Source organism: Alteribacter populi (assembly GCF_002352765.1).
GTDB classification, from domain to species: Bacteria; Bacillota; Bacilli; order Bacillales; family Salisediminibacteriaceae; genus Alteribacter; species Alteribacter populi.
Window position 1 is genome coordinate 2,139,476 of the sequence record NZ_KZ293963.1, and the last position, 17,483, is coordinate 2,156,958.

The window sequence follows — 17,483 nt, forward strand, 5'->3', positions numbered from 1 at the left end:
TTCTTAATTAAAAAGTGGTGACTTCCTCCACTTTTATTTGTGATTTCAACCGTGTAAAATCAGAAACCTCTATTTCTCCGGCAAAAGATTTCAATGTATTTGCTGCTCCACAAGCCGAAGCAAAAGTAATAACCTCCTCATCAGAAAGATGTTTATAAAAGCCTGCAGCCAACCCAGCTAACATTGAATCTCCACTTCCAACGCTATTGAGAACGTTTAGTTCCGGGACTCTAGCTCGATACACCTTTTGGCTTGTTATAAAAAGTGCCCCTTCTCCTCCTAAGGAAATACAGACGTATTGAATCCCCTTATTAATCAGATCCTTTCCTATATCAATAAATTCTGAAAGTGAAAGCGTTGATTTACCGACATATTGCTTAATCTCATACTCATTAGGCTTTACAGCATATGGGGCTTTTTCAATTCCTTTCACAAGTGAAATTCCACTGGAATCTAAAATTGCTTTTGATCCCCTTTCTTGAATCATTTGAATAAGCTTAGCATAGCCATCTTCTGGAACACCTTTTGGAAGACTTCCTGACAACGTGACGATCTTACTACTTTCAGCCACTCTTTTGACCCAACGACAAAGGTGTACCCATTCTTCTTCAGTAATGTATGGTCCAGCTTCTAACAGTTCCGTTTCCTCTTTTTTACCTTCATCAATAATCGACATGCAGACACGTGATTCACCCTGGACAGGGATAAAATCATGAGCTATTCCTCTTTCTGTCAAGAGCTCTTTAATTTTCTGTCCATTATTCCCGCCAACAAATCCACCAGCTTTGACCAAAACATCTAATCTATGAAGAACCTTTGCGACATTGTTCCCTTTGCCTCCCGGTTCACTATGCATCGCTCTCGACCTATTTGTTTTCCCCGTTGAAAAAGAAGGTAAGTAATAGGTTTTATCTAATGCTGCATTTAACGTAATCGTTGTGATCATTGTGTTAAACCTTAACAGACGATTGCAGCATGGTTATTTTTTCTTTAACAAGATCTTTTACAGCATTAGCAGCTGGAACAAAATATTTGCGAGGATCGTTTTGAGATGGGTTTTTACTAAAATACCTACGAATTTCTTCTGCAAAAGTGTCCTTCAGTTCTGTTGAAAAGTTTATTTTAGCAACGCCGAAGTTTAAAGCTTTTCCAACACTTTCAGCAGATACTCCCGAAGCTCCATGCATAACCAATGGGCATTCGGTACGCTCAAAAATCTCTCTTAATAAGTCGAACTGCAATTGAGGTTCTTGTTTATACATCCCATGTGCCGTTCCAAAAGCTGGTGCAAAAGAGTTTACCTTCGTTACTGTTACGAACTCCTCCGCTACTTGTGGATCGGTAAATAGAGCTGAACCTTCCTCTACTTCAAGATCATCTTCAACTCCCCCGATCCTACCTAACTCTGCTTCAACTGGTACATCTACAGAGTGGGCAGCCTCGACTACTTTTTTTACAAGGTCAATATTCTCACTTAAAGGTAAATGAGAACCGTCGATCATGACCGAGGTATAGCCCGCACGCAAGCATTTGACTACAATGTCATATGAATCCCCATGATCTAGGTGTAAAGAAACCGGAATACTTGCTTGTTCAGCTGCAGATTCAGCCATCGCTTTCATATAATTAATGCCAACGTATCGAATCGTTCCTGGTGTTGTTTGCAAAATAACAGGAGTGTCTAATTCTTCTGCACCAGCAACAACCGATTTGATCATTTCCAGGTTGTGAGCACCAAAAGCCCCAATTGCGTAATGATTTCGATAAGCATCCTTTAATATGTCCTGTGTTGGTACTAATCCCATAATATCCCTCCACTATAGATGGGTTGTTGGTACAAGTTGTCATTTAGAACAACTCATAGCTTCTAAATACTTGCTATGAGTTGATATCTTATTAAATGAATTTAAAAGAAGACAGCTTCCTTCACACCGCTCGCCTCTAGGGGACCACACCCTTGAGCCTTTATAACATATGGTGGAAGCGGTTTTCCTATTGGCTATGTTAATTCGGTATAAAAACGGCAACGATCTCCACGTACAATCGACTTACAAAATTCCACTGGATTATCCTTCCCATCATAAGCAATTCTTTCTAGAAGTAATGCAGGAAGCCCAGATTCGGTCTCGAGATAGGTACTTTCTTCGGGCCTGATTAATACAGGCTCGAAAGCTTCCTTTGCACGCGTAACTGTAACACCAAACTGCTGATCCAGTAGGTCGTAAAGAGAGACCTGCCCTACTTTATTAAGCTCGTCAATATCCGTAACAACCCTTTTCGGTAAAAATGACGATTCTAGAATATACGGCTCTTCATTCGCACATCGTAACCTTTGTATTTCAATCACGGATTCACTTTTTTTTAACTGAAGTGCTTCAATTACTTTATGACTTGGAACAACTTCTTCTATTTTTAGAATAATGTCCTTAGGGTTTAGTCCTTTTTCCTTCAACACCTTGCTGAAACTATAAAACCCCATAAGTGATTGTTGCATTTTCGGTTTGGCTACGAATGTTCCTTTCCCCTGCGTACGATAAAGAGTTCCCTCCTGAACGAGCTCTTCAATAGCTTTTTTTGCAGTGTTGCGGCTTACATTAAATTGGTCCATTAGTTGGTTTTCCGAGAAAATCTTCTCTCCAGGTGCCCAGTGACCATTATCGACTAATTCTTGTAACCTCTCCTTTAACTGGTGATAAAGTGGGATTATACTATTGACTTCTAGAGGTTTCATTGTGTCCTCTTTCCTCCAAGCTTAAATACTATAGTGATTTATTTGAAAATTTAATTAAAGTATAACCACCTCCCATTGTAGTGTCAATCCAACAACCAGAATAACTAAAAATAATTAGTTAAACCAAAATAGTATTATTGTTTTTAATGATGATTATCCCCTTTGCTCAGAATTATGAAGGCATCAGCCATGTTTACTATTTCACTTTTAATTATGGCTATTTTCGTATGTATTGTTGCTTTTAATCTTCGCAGCTGAATTAAACTGCGACATCACCTACCGCTTCGTAAATACACTACGCTTTCCGCGGAAAGCGACTGTCCGGAGCGGAAATCAATCTACTTCTATGTCGCAGTTTATATATTTTGTGTCAAGAACAACAATCTTTTAGAAAACAGCCTTACTTATAAAGGCCCGAAGACACCACGACACTTCTGCGGAAGTATAATATTCTTCTAATATGAATGATTTTTGAGCTAATGACATACTCATATTGTTTTTTATTTTGAACTCCCCATTGTTATCCCTTCTATAAAGTACCTTTGAAGGAATATAAATATAACAATCATTGGCCAGATCGCTAACAATGATCCTGCCATTAATATCGGGAAATTTGTTGCATATTGACCTTGTAATGAGGCTAATCCTGCTGATAAAGGCAGCTTGCTCGGAGAACTATTTACTATTAAAGGCCACAAAAGGTCATTCCAAGACCATAAGATCGTAAAAATCGATAGTGAAATAAGAGCTGGTTTAGTCAATGGGAGTAAAATGTAAAAAAATATTTGAAAATGATTACATCCATCAATTTTAGCCGCTTCATCCAATTCTTTAGGTAGCGACATAAAAAATTGTCGAAGTAGAAACACTCCAAATGCACTGAATAAACCTGGTACAATTAATGCTTTTAACGTATTTAGCCAATCTAACTCCACCATGATTAGAAATTGAGGAATAGCATATGCTTGTAGAGGTACCATGAGAACTGAGAGTGTAATTAAAAAAAGGATATTCCTACCTGGAAATGCAATTCTAGCAAAAGCATAGGCTGCTAAGGAGCATAAAATAAGTTGTCCTATCGTTCGTCCAGCAGTCATAAGAATTGTATTCCAGTAAAAGTGAAGAAAGGGCATATAATCAAAAACTTGAACGTAAGAATTCCAATTCCAAATTGCAGGGATAATTGTAGGAGGTAACTGAGTTGCTTCCCCCATAGTTTTTAAAGATGTTAAAATCATCCAAAGAAAAGGAATGATCATGAAGACAGCTCCAACTGATAATATTAGGTGAAGAATTAGTTTTGTACTCCGTTTTATTTTCAATTAATTCATCCCCCTAACCATAATGCACCCATTTTTTTTGGTACTTTAATTGAAAAATAGTAACTAAAAGAATAATTAAGAAAAGCATTATTGAAATTGCCGCACCATAACTTAAATCATGATTAATAAATGCTTCACGATAAAATAAAAAGACAAGCGTTTGACTGGAAGTTGTAACAGGACTATTAATCCCCACCATCATATAAATAAGCTCAAATGTCTGTAATGTACTAATAATCGATATTACAGTAACAAAAAAGAGAGTAGGTGTTATTAACGGAATTGTTATATTAAAAAACTTTGCCAAAGGTCCTGCTCCGTCGATTTCTGCTGCTTCATAATAAGTAGGAGAAATATTTTGTAAACCAGCTAGTATAATTATCATGTTATATCCAATCGCGGCCCAAATCGCTACTATGATAACCGAATAAAGCGCTATATTGCTATCTACTAACCAATACGGCCCATCTATCCCAATTAATCCAAGAGAATAATTAATTAATCCATAATCCCCGTTATATAACCATCTCCACACCATTCCAATTGCTACAGGCATTGTAATAACTGGTAAAAAGTAAAGTGTTCTATAAATGGTAACCCCTCGAATTTTTTGATTAAGTAATACCGCTACAATTGTTGATAAAAATATACTTACTGGCACAGCAATCCCTGTGAATATAATTGTATTTTTTAGTGCTATTAACACATTTGGATCTTGAAACAACCTCAAAAAATTATCTAGCCCTGTCCAAGTCTTTTGTCCAAAAGATCCGTACTCCGTAAAAGCAAGGTATATTGTATAAAAAATAGGTCCGATATTGAAAATAAATAGCCCAAGAAAGCAAGGGGCTATAAAGCAATAAGCCCAGAGATAATCCTGCTTTTTCATAGGTGATACCTTTTTAAACTTCTTCCTATTCGATCTTTGCTTATTAAACATAAAATCTCCCCTGTGTAGATAATAGAAGGTCAGCAAAATTGAACTGACCTCCACATTATTATTCGTTTGCAAGGATCTCCTCAATTTCATTAACCATTTCGTCTACTAACTCTTCGACCTCAACTTCACCAGTCCATGCTTTATTTAAGTAATCTAGTTCTATTTGTTGCCAAGTTCTAGTCTGTAATGAGTTCGGAAGTGGTTCAGCATAATCTAATTGGTCAATAAATGCTTGAGCATTAAAATTAGGTAATGATTCTACCCATTTTGTTTCAATACCTTCATAAGCAGGGATAACAGTGCCAGATTCTGCTTGGATTTCTGCTGCTCTTTCAGACCCAAGAAACTTCAAAAATTCCCAAGCTTCATCAGGGTGTTCAGTGTGACTAGAAATGACGTTTCCTAGCCCATGAATGATCGTGGACTTTTCTTTTCCAGAAGGCAGTTGAGCAACATCTACTCGGTCTTTAGTGTATTCATTGGTAGCAAAAACTGGAGCAAACCAAGAACCACTTACAAACATTGCAACATTTCCAGATTCGAACATACTCGTTGGTGGATTATCTGTCATTTGTTGTATAGATGGTGAAACCTCATATTTATGAATTAAATCCACCCAAAATTTTATGCCTTCTATCCCCTCATTGGTGTTGTGTCCAGCAGTATTATTCTCAGTGTCAATTACATATCCACCCGCCTGATAAATTGTGTTATAAAAACCAGATTGTGAGTTTAAATGGGCTGCAATTCCATAAACACCCTCATCTACATTGGTTAGCTTTTGTGCTGCTGCAATTAATGAATCCCAATCCCAAGATTCGTCAGGATAATCAATAGATGTCTCATCAAAAAGTTCCTTGTTATACCATAATCCAATCGTGTCATAATCTTTTGGTATTGCGTATTGATTCTCGTTGACATTGTATAATTCCAGTAGAGCCTCTGGATATGGTGATAAATCGTATGAATCCTCTTCCACTCTCTCAGATATTGGGAGAAGCATATCATTTTCTGCAAATAACTTAACATTTGGACCATTCATCCAAAAAACATCAGGTAGCGATTGACCTGTACCAGCAATCTCTAATGAGTCCCAGTACTGAGAAAAAGGTGTGTTCTCTAATTCAATGGAAATATGGGGAAATTCTGTGTTAAATTCTTCAATAATTTGCTCTAATGCAGGCATTTGATCCAAATCCCAGACCATGTAAGATAAAGTAACATCTTCATTTGTTGACTCACTTCCACTAGTTTCCTCACTTTCTTGAGAGCAACCTGCTACTAAAAGTAATACTCCAGCAAATAAGAAACATAGCTTTTTCATTTAATCATCTCCTTACGTTATATATTTAACGTTAAGTTTGTATGGCAAGAACTCACTTACGCCGCATTTTGGAATAAATTCTCAATAAATAGATACAAAATTGAAAAAAGACATCTTCGTGTAGTGATTGGTGTTCAGTGAATAACTACTTATCACCCTCTCTCACAGCAGTACTCAAAGGCTCGCCTCCTTTCTATCCACCTCACAAATTAGTTCACTCTCAGTGTTGATTCTTGACTGACATCGACTACTTTTCCTCCAGAGCGAATGGATTCTGTTGCTGCACACCCAACGGCTACACTCATCCGTCCCGCAAAAGGCGTAGTTAAAGGTTTTTTACTATACAAAACCAAGTCAATAAAATCCTTACAGATTTTGGGGTCAGCACCACCGTGTGAACCTTTTTCTTTTTTAATGTCATAAGTTATATCGCTGTATTCATGCCAGGAATGTGACTTTCTTGTCTTGACATATACTTTACCTTCTAACTCCGAATTTTCTATTCTTCCTTTTGTACCAATAAACGTATAATTCCGTTGATAGTCTGGTGTGAAATGACACTGTAAGTAAGAAGCTTTAATTCCATTTTCCATTTCCATAATCAACATATTATTGTCTTCAACATCTATTTCTTCTCTAAACGCACATTCCACTAAAGTGTGAGCACTATATTCTGTACAAACATCTTTCTCACTACATGTCGGACATGACAGATCATTTGGCTTGTCCCCTCCAAAGAAATCTAGCGATCCAAATGCGGAAACTTTTTTCGTATACGCACCTGTGATCCAATGAATGACATCGAGATCATGAGATCCTTTTTGTAACAAAAGTGAGGTTGTGTTTTTGGAATTTCCATGCCAGTCGTGATAATAAAAATAGCCACCATGTCCTACAAAGTGCCTTACCCAAACCGCTTTTATATCTCCAATCGTTCCAGAATCGACAATTCCCTTCATCGTTTGATACATACTCATATACCGCATGTTAAAGCCGATCATTAAGTGTTTTCCTGATTTTTTTTGCTCTTCTAATATTCTGTCACAACCTTCTACTGTAATAGCTAACGGCTTTTCACTATATACGTGCTTTCCTGCTTGAAGTGCAGCAATGACATGTTCCTCATGTAGAAAGTCTGGTGATAAAACCGCAACCGCATCAATGTCGTCTCTTGCTAGTAGCTTCCTATAATCAGTAGTGATAAACGCATCTTCATTTATGTTTTTTTGAAATGCTTTTAACTTTTCAGCTGCAACATCTGCCACTGCAACAACTTGTGAATCCCCATCTGGATGATGCCAGTATTTTGCAATTCCACTTCTTAATCCAGCACCAATAATCCCCATTTTGACTGTTTGCATGCTTTTCATCCCTCCGCAATGTTAGAAGTTACGATAAATTTTTTCCGAATTTAATCCAAACGTTTTCCTAAATGAGATAGTGATTGAATATGTCTTCCTATACGCGGAAAACCGTTATCAATAAGGCAATCTATACCTTGCTATAGACCGATACACTGACCAAATACTCACCACTTCTTATCGACTTTCTATCATACTAGGTCAATGGGTTGTAGGTACAAGTTATACCAAAGGTATGATTGTCCGAAATTTCTAACTATTCAAATTGTATAGTGACCCTGTGTTAATTGTCAACATAAAATTAAAATATAGTTAGAATACTTTTCTCAATTCCCAGAATTCACTATCGGTTTTTACAATTTACTCTTGACTTCTTGACCGCTCTTCAAATATCAACATTAAAGTAGTTGTCATACTATGTGTCTTTTCCATACTAAGTAAAGCCTCCGATTTCACTTGAGTTTATACACCATCACATACTCGCGAAACCTTTGAAGACTCTCTTATTATTAAATTAAAAGGTAATAAAATTTTAACAGGTGTCGCCATATTTCCAGAAATTATATCAACGATCGCCTTTGCAGCCATAGACCCTAAACCAAATTTAGGAATGTCTATTGTCGTTAATGGTGGAGTTGAATACTTGGCTAGTTCAATATTATCAATTCCAACAAAAGTGATATCTTCTGGGATACGCAGGTTATGCTCTATAACTGCCCTCATCGCTGCAATAGCCATAAGATCACTTGCACAAACCATTGCAGAAGGTAATGAATGATCGTGATTATTAATCAGCGCTTTCATCCCCTCATAGCTCTTTTCCATAATCCATCCTGTGTTCATTACCCACTCGGGGTTATAAGGCAAGCCGAAATCTTTCAACGTCGCTTGAAACCCTTTAAAGCGTTGTTCGTTATTCATATCTTCGAAATTGTCCCCGACACCTCCTCCAATAAAACCAATATGACGATGACCTTGCTCAACTAAATGCTGTACTAATACTTTTACTGCACCCGAACGATCATAGTCAATAAGTGAAATATTCTTATTAGAATAAAAGAAATCTAGTCCAATAACAGGAAGATACTTACGAATGTAATGTATGGTCTCGTCCCCAATATCATCAATCAAAATCAGCCCTTCAATACCAGATTCGTGGATTGTCTTCATCATTATTGTCTCGTTTTCCAGCTGCTCTTTACTAATATTGATTGGTGTATACCCGAGCTCCGTAAGCGTTTCACTAACTCCAGATGCCAATGTTGAAAAATAAGGGCTTAACTCTACAAGTTGAGGATTCACAACCCATCCGACTCTCATCGTTCTCCTTGCACCTTTATTATTATTAGTGACTAAATTTCTTGCATTTTCGTTTGGTGTATAGCCTAGCTCTTTAACTGCCTCCCAAACTTTTCTTTTCGTCTGCTCATTCACCTTTCGGGTAGGGTCGTTTTTTATAACTCTTGAAACAGTTGAAATTGATACTCCCACGTGTTCTGCAATGTCTTTTAACCTAATCACTTGTAAAACTCCCCCATAATACAAGATGTCGATTCCCATTTAATCTGCGCTATAAGTATATCAAATTCGACTTTTCACTAGACGTTTTTCTAAAAGATTGTTGTTAGTTGTTTTTTGAGCGTTAGGCAAGCGCATGCTTGCCTAACGCTCAAAAAGCAACAAATTTTACGAAAACAGCCTTTCACTAATATAATCTCGAATTCGTTATCAGTGAAATAAGCCATTCTAGCGTAGACTTTTATTATGTCTTGTCCCATATCAAAATCAATGAGTCGATTCATTTACCAAAATGGGGAAGAGAACCCTCGGGGTCTTTCTCATCTTAAAGTTTAATTTATATGGCTTCTCGCTTTAAAATCTCACCCTCTACATGTCACTTCAACCGCCTCATAAGCCCATGCCACACATAAAAAACTTCATCTGCCACATCAGCAGCATCTTGCAAAACCCAGCCGGCAATGTCTCTCAGCCTTCTTTCATCGATCGTTATCGGAACAATTCCTCTTCCAACCTCCAGCATAATAAGGACAACCTCTCTAATACTGTTCTGTTCTGCTTGAGACATTTCCTTCATACAAGCTCGGAAATGCTGCCTAATTTCATCATCACTACGGCTACTTTCTTTCATTTCATGAGCGATCCACTTCTCCCAGCCTTCAATAACGAGAGTTGAGCTCCCCTCCCATTTCGCCTCCCAATCTGCTAGTTTATCACCTTCATAAGCAGTGACCCAACTACCATTCTTATGCTTTTCTTTTACTCTTTTTCTCTTGCCTGCGAAGGCACCTCCAACAATGAGTTGCATACCCATTCCCCTTCCTGCCAGCTTAACGACAATCGAACAGCGTGACTATGTTTAATCGATACGTCCCAAAAATGATGGTCTCTACTGAGCCTTGAAATCAAATAGCGGATAACACCTCCATGAGTCATGATAAGGATTTTTTCGGACATTAGACGATGATTCGCTTTTAGACCGAGGAATAAATCCTGAGTGAAGGAATCAATTCTCGTTTTGAATGCCTTGCCAGACTCTCCGTTTGGCGTGGAATGGTTCTGCCAATTGTCTATCCAATCCCGATAATCTCGGTTTTCTTTTAAATCATCATATGTTTTTCCTTCCCAGTCTCCGAAATTCATTTCTCGTAACCTGCGATCTACTGTTACAGATGAAGAAAGGTCTAAATAAGCTAACGTTTCCTGACAACGGACGAGATCACTTGTGTAGATATGGTCAAAGGTTTCGTTTACAAATTCTTTTTTTAAAACCGCTAAATGAACTATTTCACTTTCCAATATTGATAAATCCGTATGCCCTAAATATCTTTTCTCTTGATTCCATGCGGTTACCCCATGACGAACGAGAAGTAAATCCATGTGATCGCAAGCCCCCATAATTCGCCTCCTTCTATTGCTGTTCCTAGTAAATCTCCATTAATCCCCTTAAACGCACGCTTTATCCATAGTGCATACAAGAAAAGGGCAAGGAAATACGCAGGAATTAAAAAAAGATATTCAGGAAAGACGAACAATAAAGCAACGGTTGGTAGACTTGCATAAACGACATCCATTCCATTTAAATTCTTCTTCCATTCCCAAGCTAATCCTTGTTTTTTTGCATCAGGGAGGAAGAACATTAAAAATACAGCTCCGAGACGAGACATAGCCAAAATAACAAAGAATGCATAAATCAGCTGATCATTTATATCGAAGAGCATATATATGAACATCGTCTTCCAGGCTAATAAAAATAAAAGAGCAAGAATTCCAAAACTCCCAACACGCGGATCTTTCATAATCTCCCACTTTTTTTCTAACGGGGCGTTCGAACCTACTGCATCAGCTACATCGATCCAGCCATCGAGATGCAATCCTCCAGTGATCCAAACCCATAACGTCATGATAATTAAAGCCAGCATGACCGACGGTACGAAAGGCTGTAAAAGCCAAATAACAAAAATCATAACGATACCGATAATCACTCCAACTATAGGATAACATCGTATCGCCCATTTAGACGTTTCTTTATTCCACGGACACTGAACCGGAACTGGTAAACGTGTTAAAAATTGAATCGCTAACAAAAAACCATAAAAGCACTGCTTCATTATTTTTCCCCTTTCCAATAAACAGGACAGCCAGCTACCACCTGGATCGCTTGATCAGCTTCACGAACGATAAACTGATGAAGGCTCTCAAGTAATAATACATACTGATAAACAAGCGGATCAGCATGTGGGAGACCTTCATTTACATCATTAGAAACAATGATTAGCTGCAGCTGTTTTTCTTTAGCTACCTTCATCCATTCACTAACCTTATTTACCAAACGATCAATCGGTTCTTGTAAATCAAAAATCATATTGCTAAGCCAGACCGTTAAGCAATCTAGCAAAACGACATCCCCACTTCTCGCTTTTAATAGAGTCGATAAAATAAAATAGGGCTCTTCGAATGTTTTCCAATGCTCATTACGACCTTGCTGATGGATTTGGATCCGCTTTTTCATCTCATCGTCCGTTATTTTTGCCGTCGCTATGTAAAATGGTTCCTTATCGACCAATAATTTAGAAACCGCTAGCTCTTCAGCAAGTCGACTCTTCCCTGAGCGTGCACCACCTGAAATAAATGTAATCATGAATCCCTTCTCCATTTCTTTAACACTTGAAGGATTTGTTCATTTTCTTCTGCAGATCGAATAGCAACACGTAAAAAATCACCGTCTAACCCTTTGAAATTGTGAGTATGCCTCGTTAACATTCCATGGTGAAATAAATACTGGAAGAGCTTGGCTGTTTGTTTCGGGTGTTGATTATCCTGTAAAAGGTAAAAATTCACTTCAGACGGAGATATATAGAAACCCATAGCAGTTAACGTGCTTTTTACAAACTGAGATTGGCCGTCGAGCCACCTTCTTGTATTTTCAACAAACTGATGATCGTCGAGCAATCTAGGTACAATCGCGTCTGCCAATGAATTAATACTCCAAGGCATTTGTTCACCTTTTAAAGCTTTTATAACGCTTTTACTCCCGATAATATAGCCCAATCTTAGCCCCGGGATCGTATACATTTTCGTTAATGACCGCAGTAAAATTAAGTTTGGATAAGAGTCCAGCCAGGGTGTAAGAGTAGAATGTGACGGTTGAAGAAAATCTGCAAAAGCTTCATCTACAACAATGAAGGTTCCCGCCTTTAACGCTTCTGTTAATAGCACCTGCATATTTTTTTCATCAACAACCGTTCCAGTCGGATTGTTTGGACGGCAAAGAAACAGTACGTCAGTTTTTAAAAGCTTTTCTTCTATGATTTGTAATGGTAGTTGAAACTGCTGTTTATCTTCAAAAAAAATGTCTTCAGTCTCAATATGATAGTGAGTGCACGCCCGTTCATACTCTGAAAAGGTAGGGTGTACAATTAAAGCTTTTCCACCTTCAAAATATTTAGCAACTAAAAAAATCGCTTCCGCCCCGCCATTTGTTAAAAGTAGCTCACTTTCATCTACCTTCTCATGATCGGCAATGTAAGCGTTACTTCGAGAATACGTGGGGTCAGGGTATTGTGTAATCGTATCATAGTGCGCAGTTAATTCTTCTTTTAACCAGGATGGTGGACCTAAAGGGTTTAAGTTCGCACTAAAATCCAGGATAGGTACCTCTTTATCCATATTAAAAAGCTGTCTCATCGTTTCCTTCTGTCCACCGTGATTTGGCCATTTCATCATTTCACCTCATTTAATGTAAGCGAGTGTCATATCTCACCGTCGGTACTTGCATCTCGTATGGAGCGCGACAGCTATATATCTAAAAGTTATATAATGAATAGCAGGATTACGACCCCTGTCAATAGAAAGAAAAGCCAGCCCCCGTGCATATAAAGAATCGCCTTCTTTATATCTTGCGAGACAAGCTTTCTTAACGGGTCTCCCATGGTCGCTCGCTCAGATTTTACACCGTGATAGAAGTTCACTCCTCCTAGCTGCACTCCGATTAACCCAGCGACCATTGCTTCTGGCCAGCCGCTATTTGGACTAGGGTGCTTTCTAGCGTCTCTCCAGGTTACTTTCCATGCAGAAGAATGCCCGCCTCGAAAAAAGAAGGAAGACACCCAAATTGACACTGCAGTTACTCTAGCAGGCAGCCAATTAACGACATCGTCTAATCTAGCAGAAGCCCACCCAAACTGACTAAACCTTTCATTTTTATAACCGACCATTGAATCCAATGTATTGATCGCACGATATACCATAGCGAGCGGAGCACCACCTATAATCGCCCAAAATAAAGGAGCAGTTATGCCATCGACAGTATTTTCAGCGACTGTTTCCACTGTTCCTCTAACAACTTCACTTTCGGCTAACGCCTTTGTATCTCGACCGACAATCATACTTAGATTCACCCTTGCCTGTTGTAAATCTCCATCGACCAATGGGATGTAGACGTGTAAGGCAGCAGAACGAAGCCCTTTAATGGCAATCGTTGTCGAGATAAAATATACCTCAATCCAAATCCCAACTATTGGATGGAGCTGATAAGCAAGAAAAACAACCGTATACGTCATAAAAAATACACTAACGATCACTATTGCAGTAAGAGCAACCCCTTTTGCTTTTCGATTTCCCCTGTTGTTCAACCTTTTTTCAATAAATGAAATGAAGCGTCCGATCTGGACAACAGGATGCGGGAGCCACCTTGGATCACCGATAATTAAATCAACGACAATAGCAGCTACGATGATGATAACAGCTAAAGATCCGGCCCCACTCCATGTGTAAACATATTCGATCATGGCTTTTTCACTCTCTTAAAATACGTTCTGACGGCTTCAGTCGTAGCATCATAGACCATTTTTCCAATCGCTTTGCCAACAGCCGTTCCTGAACCTGCATAAGGTGTTCTTTCACCTTGCTGTGTAGCAGCAAGAAGCAAGCTATCTGTTGATGTACCTGTAGCTACCGTATTCGTGTTTGGGTCTGTAACGTTAAGGTCCTGTAACGCTTTCGTTTTTGCTTCAGTTGCAGACATCAGTCCATTTACGAGCGCACCGTCTGTAAAGTGAGCGTCGATAAACACCATCGTATTAATCGTTCCGATCTTCCTAACTTCTTCTGGTAGTTGATCGTTCGAAATATCGACAGCATTGCCTACTCCTGCTGTTACGATCACCATCATTTGAATTCCATTCATTTGTTTGGTTAAACAAACCATATCCTCTAATGTGACAGCTGTCATCATTCCGACTGCCTGTTCAGGGGGAATATGTTGGTTTTTCATCCACTTTTGCAGATCTTTTTTCGGCTCCGAGCAGTCGTAATTTTTTTCAACGTGAAAATTACAAAAGTGCTTTAACCAATGAATACCCTCTCCGATAACACCATTGGAAATCGTACGTAACGGAGCATCGAATTGAACGTGAATGTACTCGTTGTTTTGTTCGATGTTATAAGCAGATCGAAATTCTACAGGTTCACTAGCTGCCTTGTAGTTAGGTGTCATAAGCAGCTGCGGCTTTGGAACAGTGGGGTGAGACTGCATTTTCACCTCGACTTCATAAACCTTCTCTAGTTGATCCTCTTTTCTTAACGTGTTAATATCCCCCACTTCAATAAATGATCCGTCATGAAGCAAAGCAACTCGATCAGCATATAATGACGCTACATTTAAATCATGCAAGATCGCAAAAATCGTTAAATCTTTCGTTTGCTGCCATTCTTTTAACAAATCGAGCATTTGAAACGTATGCTTGATATCCAAGTGATTCGTAGGTTCATCTAATAGTAAAACTTCAGGCTCTTGAACTAAAGCTTTCGCCAATAAAACTCGTTGTTTTTCACCGCCGCTAATCATTCGGAATTGAGTGTTTCGAAACTGTGTTACTTTGGTAATTTCCATCACATTTTCAATGATGTTCCGGTCTTCCTTTGAAAGTCGCTTCAATATCCCTTTTTGATGGGGATAGCGGCCTAGTCTAATAATTTCTTCGACCGTATAGTCAAACGAAACTTGGACTTCTTGGGAAAGGACAGCTATTTTTTTTGCTTTTTCAAGCTTCGATAACGTAGACATCACTTTTCCTGCAACCTTAATTTCTCCTCCTTGCACAGGAATCCGCCCGGTAACCAGTTTAAATAGGGTCGTTTTTCCGCTACCATTAGGGCCAAGTAAAGCAAAGAATTCACCTTTTTTTATATCTAAATCCAGCCCTTTAATGACAGGAGTTGTCGTATATCCACCTACTAAATTTTCAACTTTAATCATGCTCTCTCCCCCCTGCCTAATCGCTCTCTTATTAGTAAAACAGCAAAAACCGGTGCTCCTATTAAAGCTGTAATGACACCAATTGGCAGTTCTTTTGGAGCAATAATCGTTCTCGATACTAAATCGGCTAAAATTAAAAATGCTCCCCCTGTAAGCATCGATAATGGCAGAACATGACGGTGATCCGGTCCTGTAACAAGGCGGACAAGGTGAGGAATGACAAGACCGACAAACCCGATGGACCCAGAGACAGCAACGGCTGCCCCAGTTAACAAGGAGGCACCGATTAAAATGAAGATTTTCCCCCTTTTTACATCAACACCGATATGATCCGCCGCGTCTTCCCCAAGAGCGAGTGCATTTAATTCGCGGTAATGAATAAGAAGAATGAAGGATCCCGCTAGCATAAAAGGGATGATAAGCTGAACATGGCTCCACCCTCTCATCCCGACACTTCCATACAACCAATAGATAATTTGTGTCATCGAATCACGATCACCTAAAGCAATAATTAACGAAATAATCGATCCGATAAAAGCACTGACGATAATGCCGGCCAAAATGATCGTTTCTATGGCTAGACTTCTGCTACTTAACCTCACTAGACCAAACACAATAAGGAGAGAGGCAAATCCACTTAAGATTGCAACGATAGGAAGCGTATAGCTTCCAAGTCCGATAATCGTAATTTGAAAAAACAAAACGATAACAGCACCTAAAGCAGCCCCGGACGAAACGCCTATCGTATATGGATCTGCAAGCGGGTTACGTAAAAGCCCTTGAAACGCAGCCCCCGCTAAAGCTAAAGATGCCCCTACACAAAGGGCAAGTAAAACTCTCGGTAGGCGAATGTTCCAAATAATCATTTCTTCATTTTGGGGAATGCTTTCTAGCCAACCAATGTTAAAGCCATTATCCATGATGATATGTAAAATCGTCGGAACAGGGATGATCACACTGCTAATTAACAAACCAAGGAGGGCTGTACAAAGTACAAACCCTCCGCTAATGATATATAACCAAAGGACTTTATTACTCAAAAATGTCCGGATAGATAAGTTTGGCAAGCGTTTCAACCCCTTCAATTAAACGAGGACCAGGTCGGACAACGGTATCATTATCGACATCAAAAATTTGTTCATTCTTAACAGCAGGAACCTCAGCCCAGCCATCACGTGACGAAATTTCTTCTTGCAGATCGTCTGAATGATAAGTCGTAATGATCACTTCAGGATTTAATTGGACAATTTCTTCTTCAGTTAACGCTACCCAGCCTTCTTGATCACCCGCGGCATTCGTTGCTTGAATTGACTCAAGCATCTCATGCATAAAAGTATTTTGTCCTGTCGTGAAAATATCTGGAGCAGGGGAGACTTCGACCCAGACTTTCTTTTTGTCAGTTACTGCATCTGCTTTTTCGATAATCTCCTCATGACGATTCTGCATGTCAGTAATCAACTCAGAAGCTTCCGCAGTGGCGCCAGTAACCTCACCAATCAAGTCTATTTTCTCATACGTATCCGCAAAGGAGGTTGCACTTCCAATGACAATCACGTCAATCCCCGCCTCTTCAAATTGAGCGAGAATTTCAGGGTGATTCTGATGATGATAATCGGTCACTAACGCAACATCTGGTAAAAGAGATAAAATAAGCTCAGCGTTCATATCTTGACCACCGACAGTTTCAACTTCCATCGCCTCTTCAGGATAGTTACAGAAATCTGATACACCGATCATTTTATCCCCTAAACCGAGAGCATAGGATATTTCTGTGTAACTCGCTTGTATAGACACAACCGTTTCCGGCTCTTCATCAATCGTAATTTCATTTCCTGCATCATCCGTCACTGTTACCGGAAATTGTGACTCCTCCGTTATTTCTTCTCCGTTTGATTCCTCTTCTTGAGATGCACCGTCTTGGTCGCCTGTTGCTTCCTCCTCGGTACTACATCCTACAATGAAAGCTAGCATGAATACAGCTAGTAAACTTGTAAGCCCCCACTTTTTCAAAATTCGATTCATCATATC

General features: G+C 39.1%; 17 protein-coding genes. All 17 read right to left on the reverse strand.

The features are described from left to right. Nucleotides 1-7 precede the first annotated feature (7 nt). Nucleotides 8-946, reverse strand: coding sequence for a 1-phosphofructokinase (gene pfkB / locus CDZ94_RS10465; protein WP_096436800.1), 939 nt, complete (start codon nucleotides 944-946; stop codon nucleotides 8-10). A gap of 4 nt (nucleotides 947-950) precedes the next feature. Then, complete coding sequence (locus CDZ94_RS10470) at nucleotides 951-1,805, reverse strand: class II fructose-bisphosphate aldolase (protein ID WP_096436802.1); 855 nt, start codon at nucleotides 1,803-1,805, stop codon at nucleotides 951-953. A gap of 194 nt (nucleotides 1,806-1,999) precedes the next feature. Further along, nucleotides 2,000-2,731, reverse strand: a complete 732-nt coding sequence (locus CDZ94_RS10475) for a GntR family transcriptional regulator (RefSeq protein ID WP_096436804.1) — start codon at nucleotides 2,729-2,731, stop codon at nucleotides 2,000-2,002. Between the two features lie 500 nt (nucleotides 2,732-3,231). Then, nucleotides 3,232-3,990 carry a carbohydrate ABC transporter permease gene (locus CDZ94_RS10480; protein ID WP_096440743.1) on the reverse strand — a complete coding sequence of 253 codons (759 nt, stop codon included), beginning with the start codon at nucleotides 3,988-3,990 and terminating at the stop codon, nucleotides 3,232-3,234. 76 nt (nucleotides 3,991-4,066) lie between these two features. After that, complete coding sequence (locus CDZ94_RS10485; RefSeq protein ID WP_096436806.1) at nucleotides 4,067-4,993, reverse strand: carbohydrate ABC transporter permease; 927 nt, start codon at nucleotides 4,991-4,993, stop codon at nucleotides 4,067-4,069. Nucleotides 4,994-5,051: 58 nt separating this feature from the next. Further along, entirely contained in the window at nucleotides 5,052-6,317 is a 1,266-nt protein-coding gene (locus CDZ94_RS10490; protein WP_096436808.1) for an ABC transporter substrate-binding protein, read from the reverse strand. A 209-nt stretch (nucleotides 6,318-6,526) separates the two neighbouring features. Beyond that, entirely contained in the window at nucleotides 6,527-7,678 is a 1,152-nt protein-coding gene (locus CDZ94_RS10495; RefSeq protein ID WP_096436810.1) for a Gfo/Idh/MocA family protein, read from the reverse strand. A gap of 462 nt (nucleotides 7,679-8,140) precedes the next feature. Further along, on the reverse strand, nucleotides 8,141-9,199 hold the full coding sequence (locus tag CDZ94_RS10500; RefSeq protein ID WP_096436812.1) for a LacI family DNA-binding transcriptional regulator: 1,059 nt from the start codon (nucleotides 9,197-9,199) through the stop codon (nucleotides 8,141-8,143). 373 nt (nucleotides 9,200-9,572) lie between these two features. Beyond that, complete coding sequence (locus CDZ94_RS10505) at nucleotides 9,573-10,004, reverse strand: bifunctional adenosylcobinamide kinase/adenosylcobinamide-phosphate guanylyltransferase (RefSeq protein ID WP_096436814.1); 432 nt, start codon at nucleotides 10,002-10,004, stop codon at nucleotides 9,573-9,575. Further along, nucleotides 9,956-10,594 (reverse strand): histidine phosphatase family protein, encoded by a 639-nt coding sequence (locus CDZ94_RS10510; RefSeq protein WP_096436816.1) that lies wholly within the window; start codon nucleotides 10,592-10,594, stop codon nucleotides 9,956-9,958. The genes CDZ94_RS10505 and CDZ94_RS10510 overlap by 49 nt, the downstream gene beginning before the upstream one ends. Next, entirely contained in the window at nucleotides 10,546-11,307 is a 762-nt protein-coding gene (gene cobS, locus CDZ94_RS10515; protein ID WP_096436818.1) for an adenosylcobinamide-GDP ribazoletransferase, read from the reverse strand. The genes CDZ94_RS10510 and cobS overlap by 49 nt, the downstream gene beginning before the upstream one ends. Further along, nucleotides 11,307-11,837: a bifunctional adenosylcobinamide kinase/adenosylcobinamide-phosphate guanylyltransferase gene (locus CDZ94_RS10520; protein WP_157812114.1), complete on the reverse strand. Its 531-nt coding sequence runs from the start codon at nucleotides 11,835-11,837 to the stop codon at nucleotides 11,307-11,309. Before CDZ94_RS10520 ends, cobS begins: the two co-directional genes overlap by 1 nt. Then, on the reverse strand, nucleotides 11,834-12,919 hold the full coding sequence (gene cobD / locus CDZ94_RS10525; protein WP_096436822.1) for a threonine-phosphate decarboxylase CobD: 1,086 nt from the start codon (nucleotides 12,917-12,919) through the stop codon (nucleotides 11,834-11,836). Before cobD ends, CDZ94_RS10520 begins: the two co-directional genes overlap by 4 nt. Before the next feature lie 89 nt (nucleotides 12,920-13,008). Next, nucleotides 13,009-13,986: an adenosylcobinamide-phosphate synthase CbiB gene (cbiB, locus tag CDZ94_RS10530; protein ID WP_096436824.1), complete on the reverse strand. Its 978-nt coding sequence runs from the start codon at nucleotides 13,984-13,986 to the stop codon at nucleotides 13,009-13,011. Then, nucleotides 13,983-15,455 (reverse strand): adenosylcobinamide amidohydrolase, encoded by a 1,473-nt coding sequence (locus CDZ94_RS10535; protein ID WP_096436826.1) that lies wholly within the window; start codon nucleotides 15,453-15,455, stop codon nucleotides 13,983-13,985. The genes cbiB and CDZ94_RS10535 overlap by 4 nt, the downstream gene beginning before the upstream one ends. Further along, nucleotides 15,452-16,522, reverse strand: a complete 1,071-nt coding sequence (locus CDZ94_RS10540) for a FecCD family ABC transporter permease (RefSeq protein WP_096436828.1) — start codon at nucleotides 16,520-16,522, stop codon at nucleotides 15,452-15,454. The genes CDZ94_RS10535 and CDZ94_RS10540 overlap by 4 nt, the downstream gene beginning before the upstream one ends. Next, on the reverse strand, nucleotides 16,488-17,477 hold the full coding sequence (locus CDZ94_RS10545; RefSeq protein WP_198520909.1) for an ABC transporter substrate-binding protein: 990 nt from the start codon (nucleotides 17,475-17,477) through the stop codon (nucleotides 16,488-16,490). The genes CDZ94_RS10540 and CDZ94_RS10545 overlap by 35 nt, the downstream gene beginning before the upstream one ends. Nucleotides 17,478-17,483 lie beyond the last annotated feature (6 nt).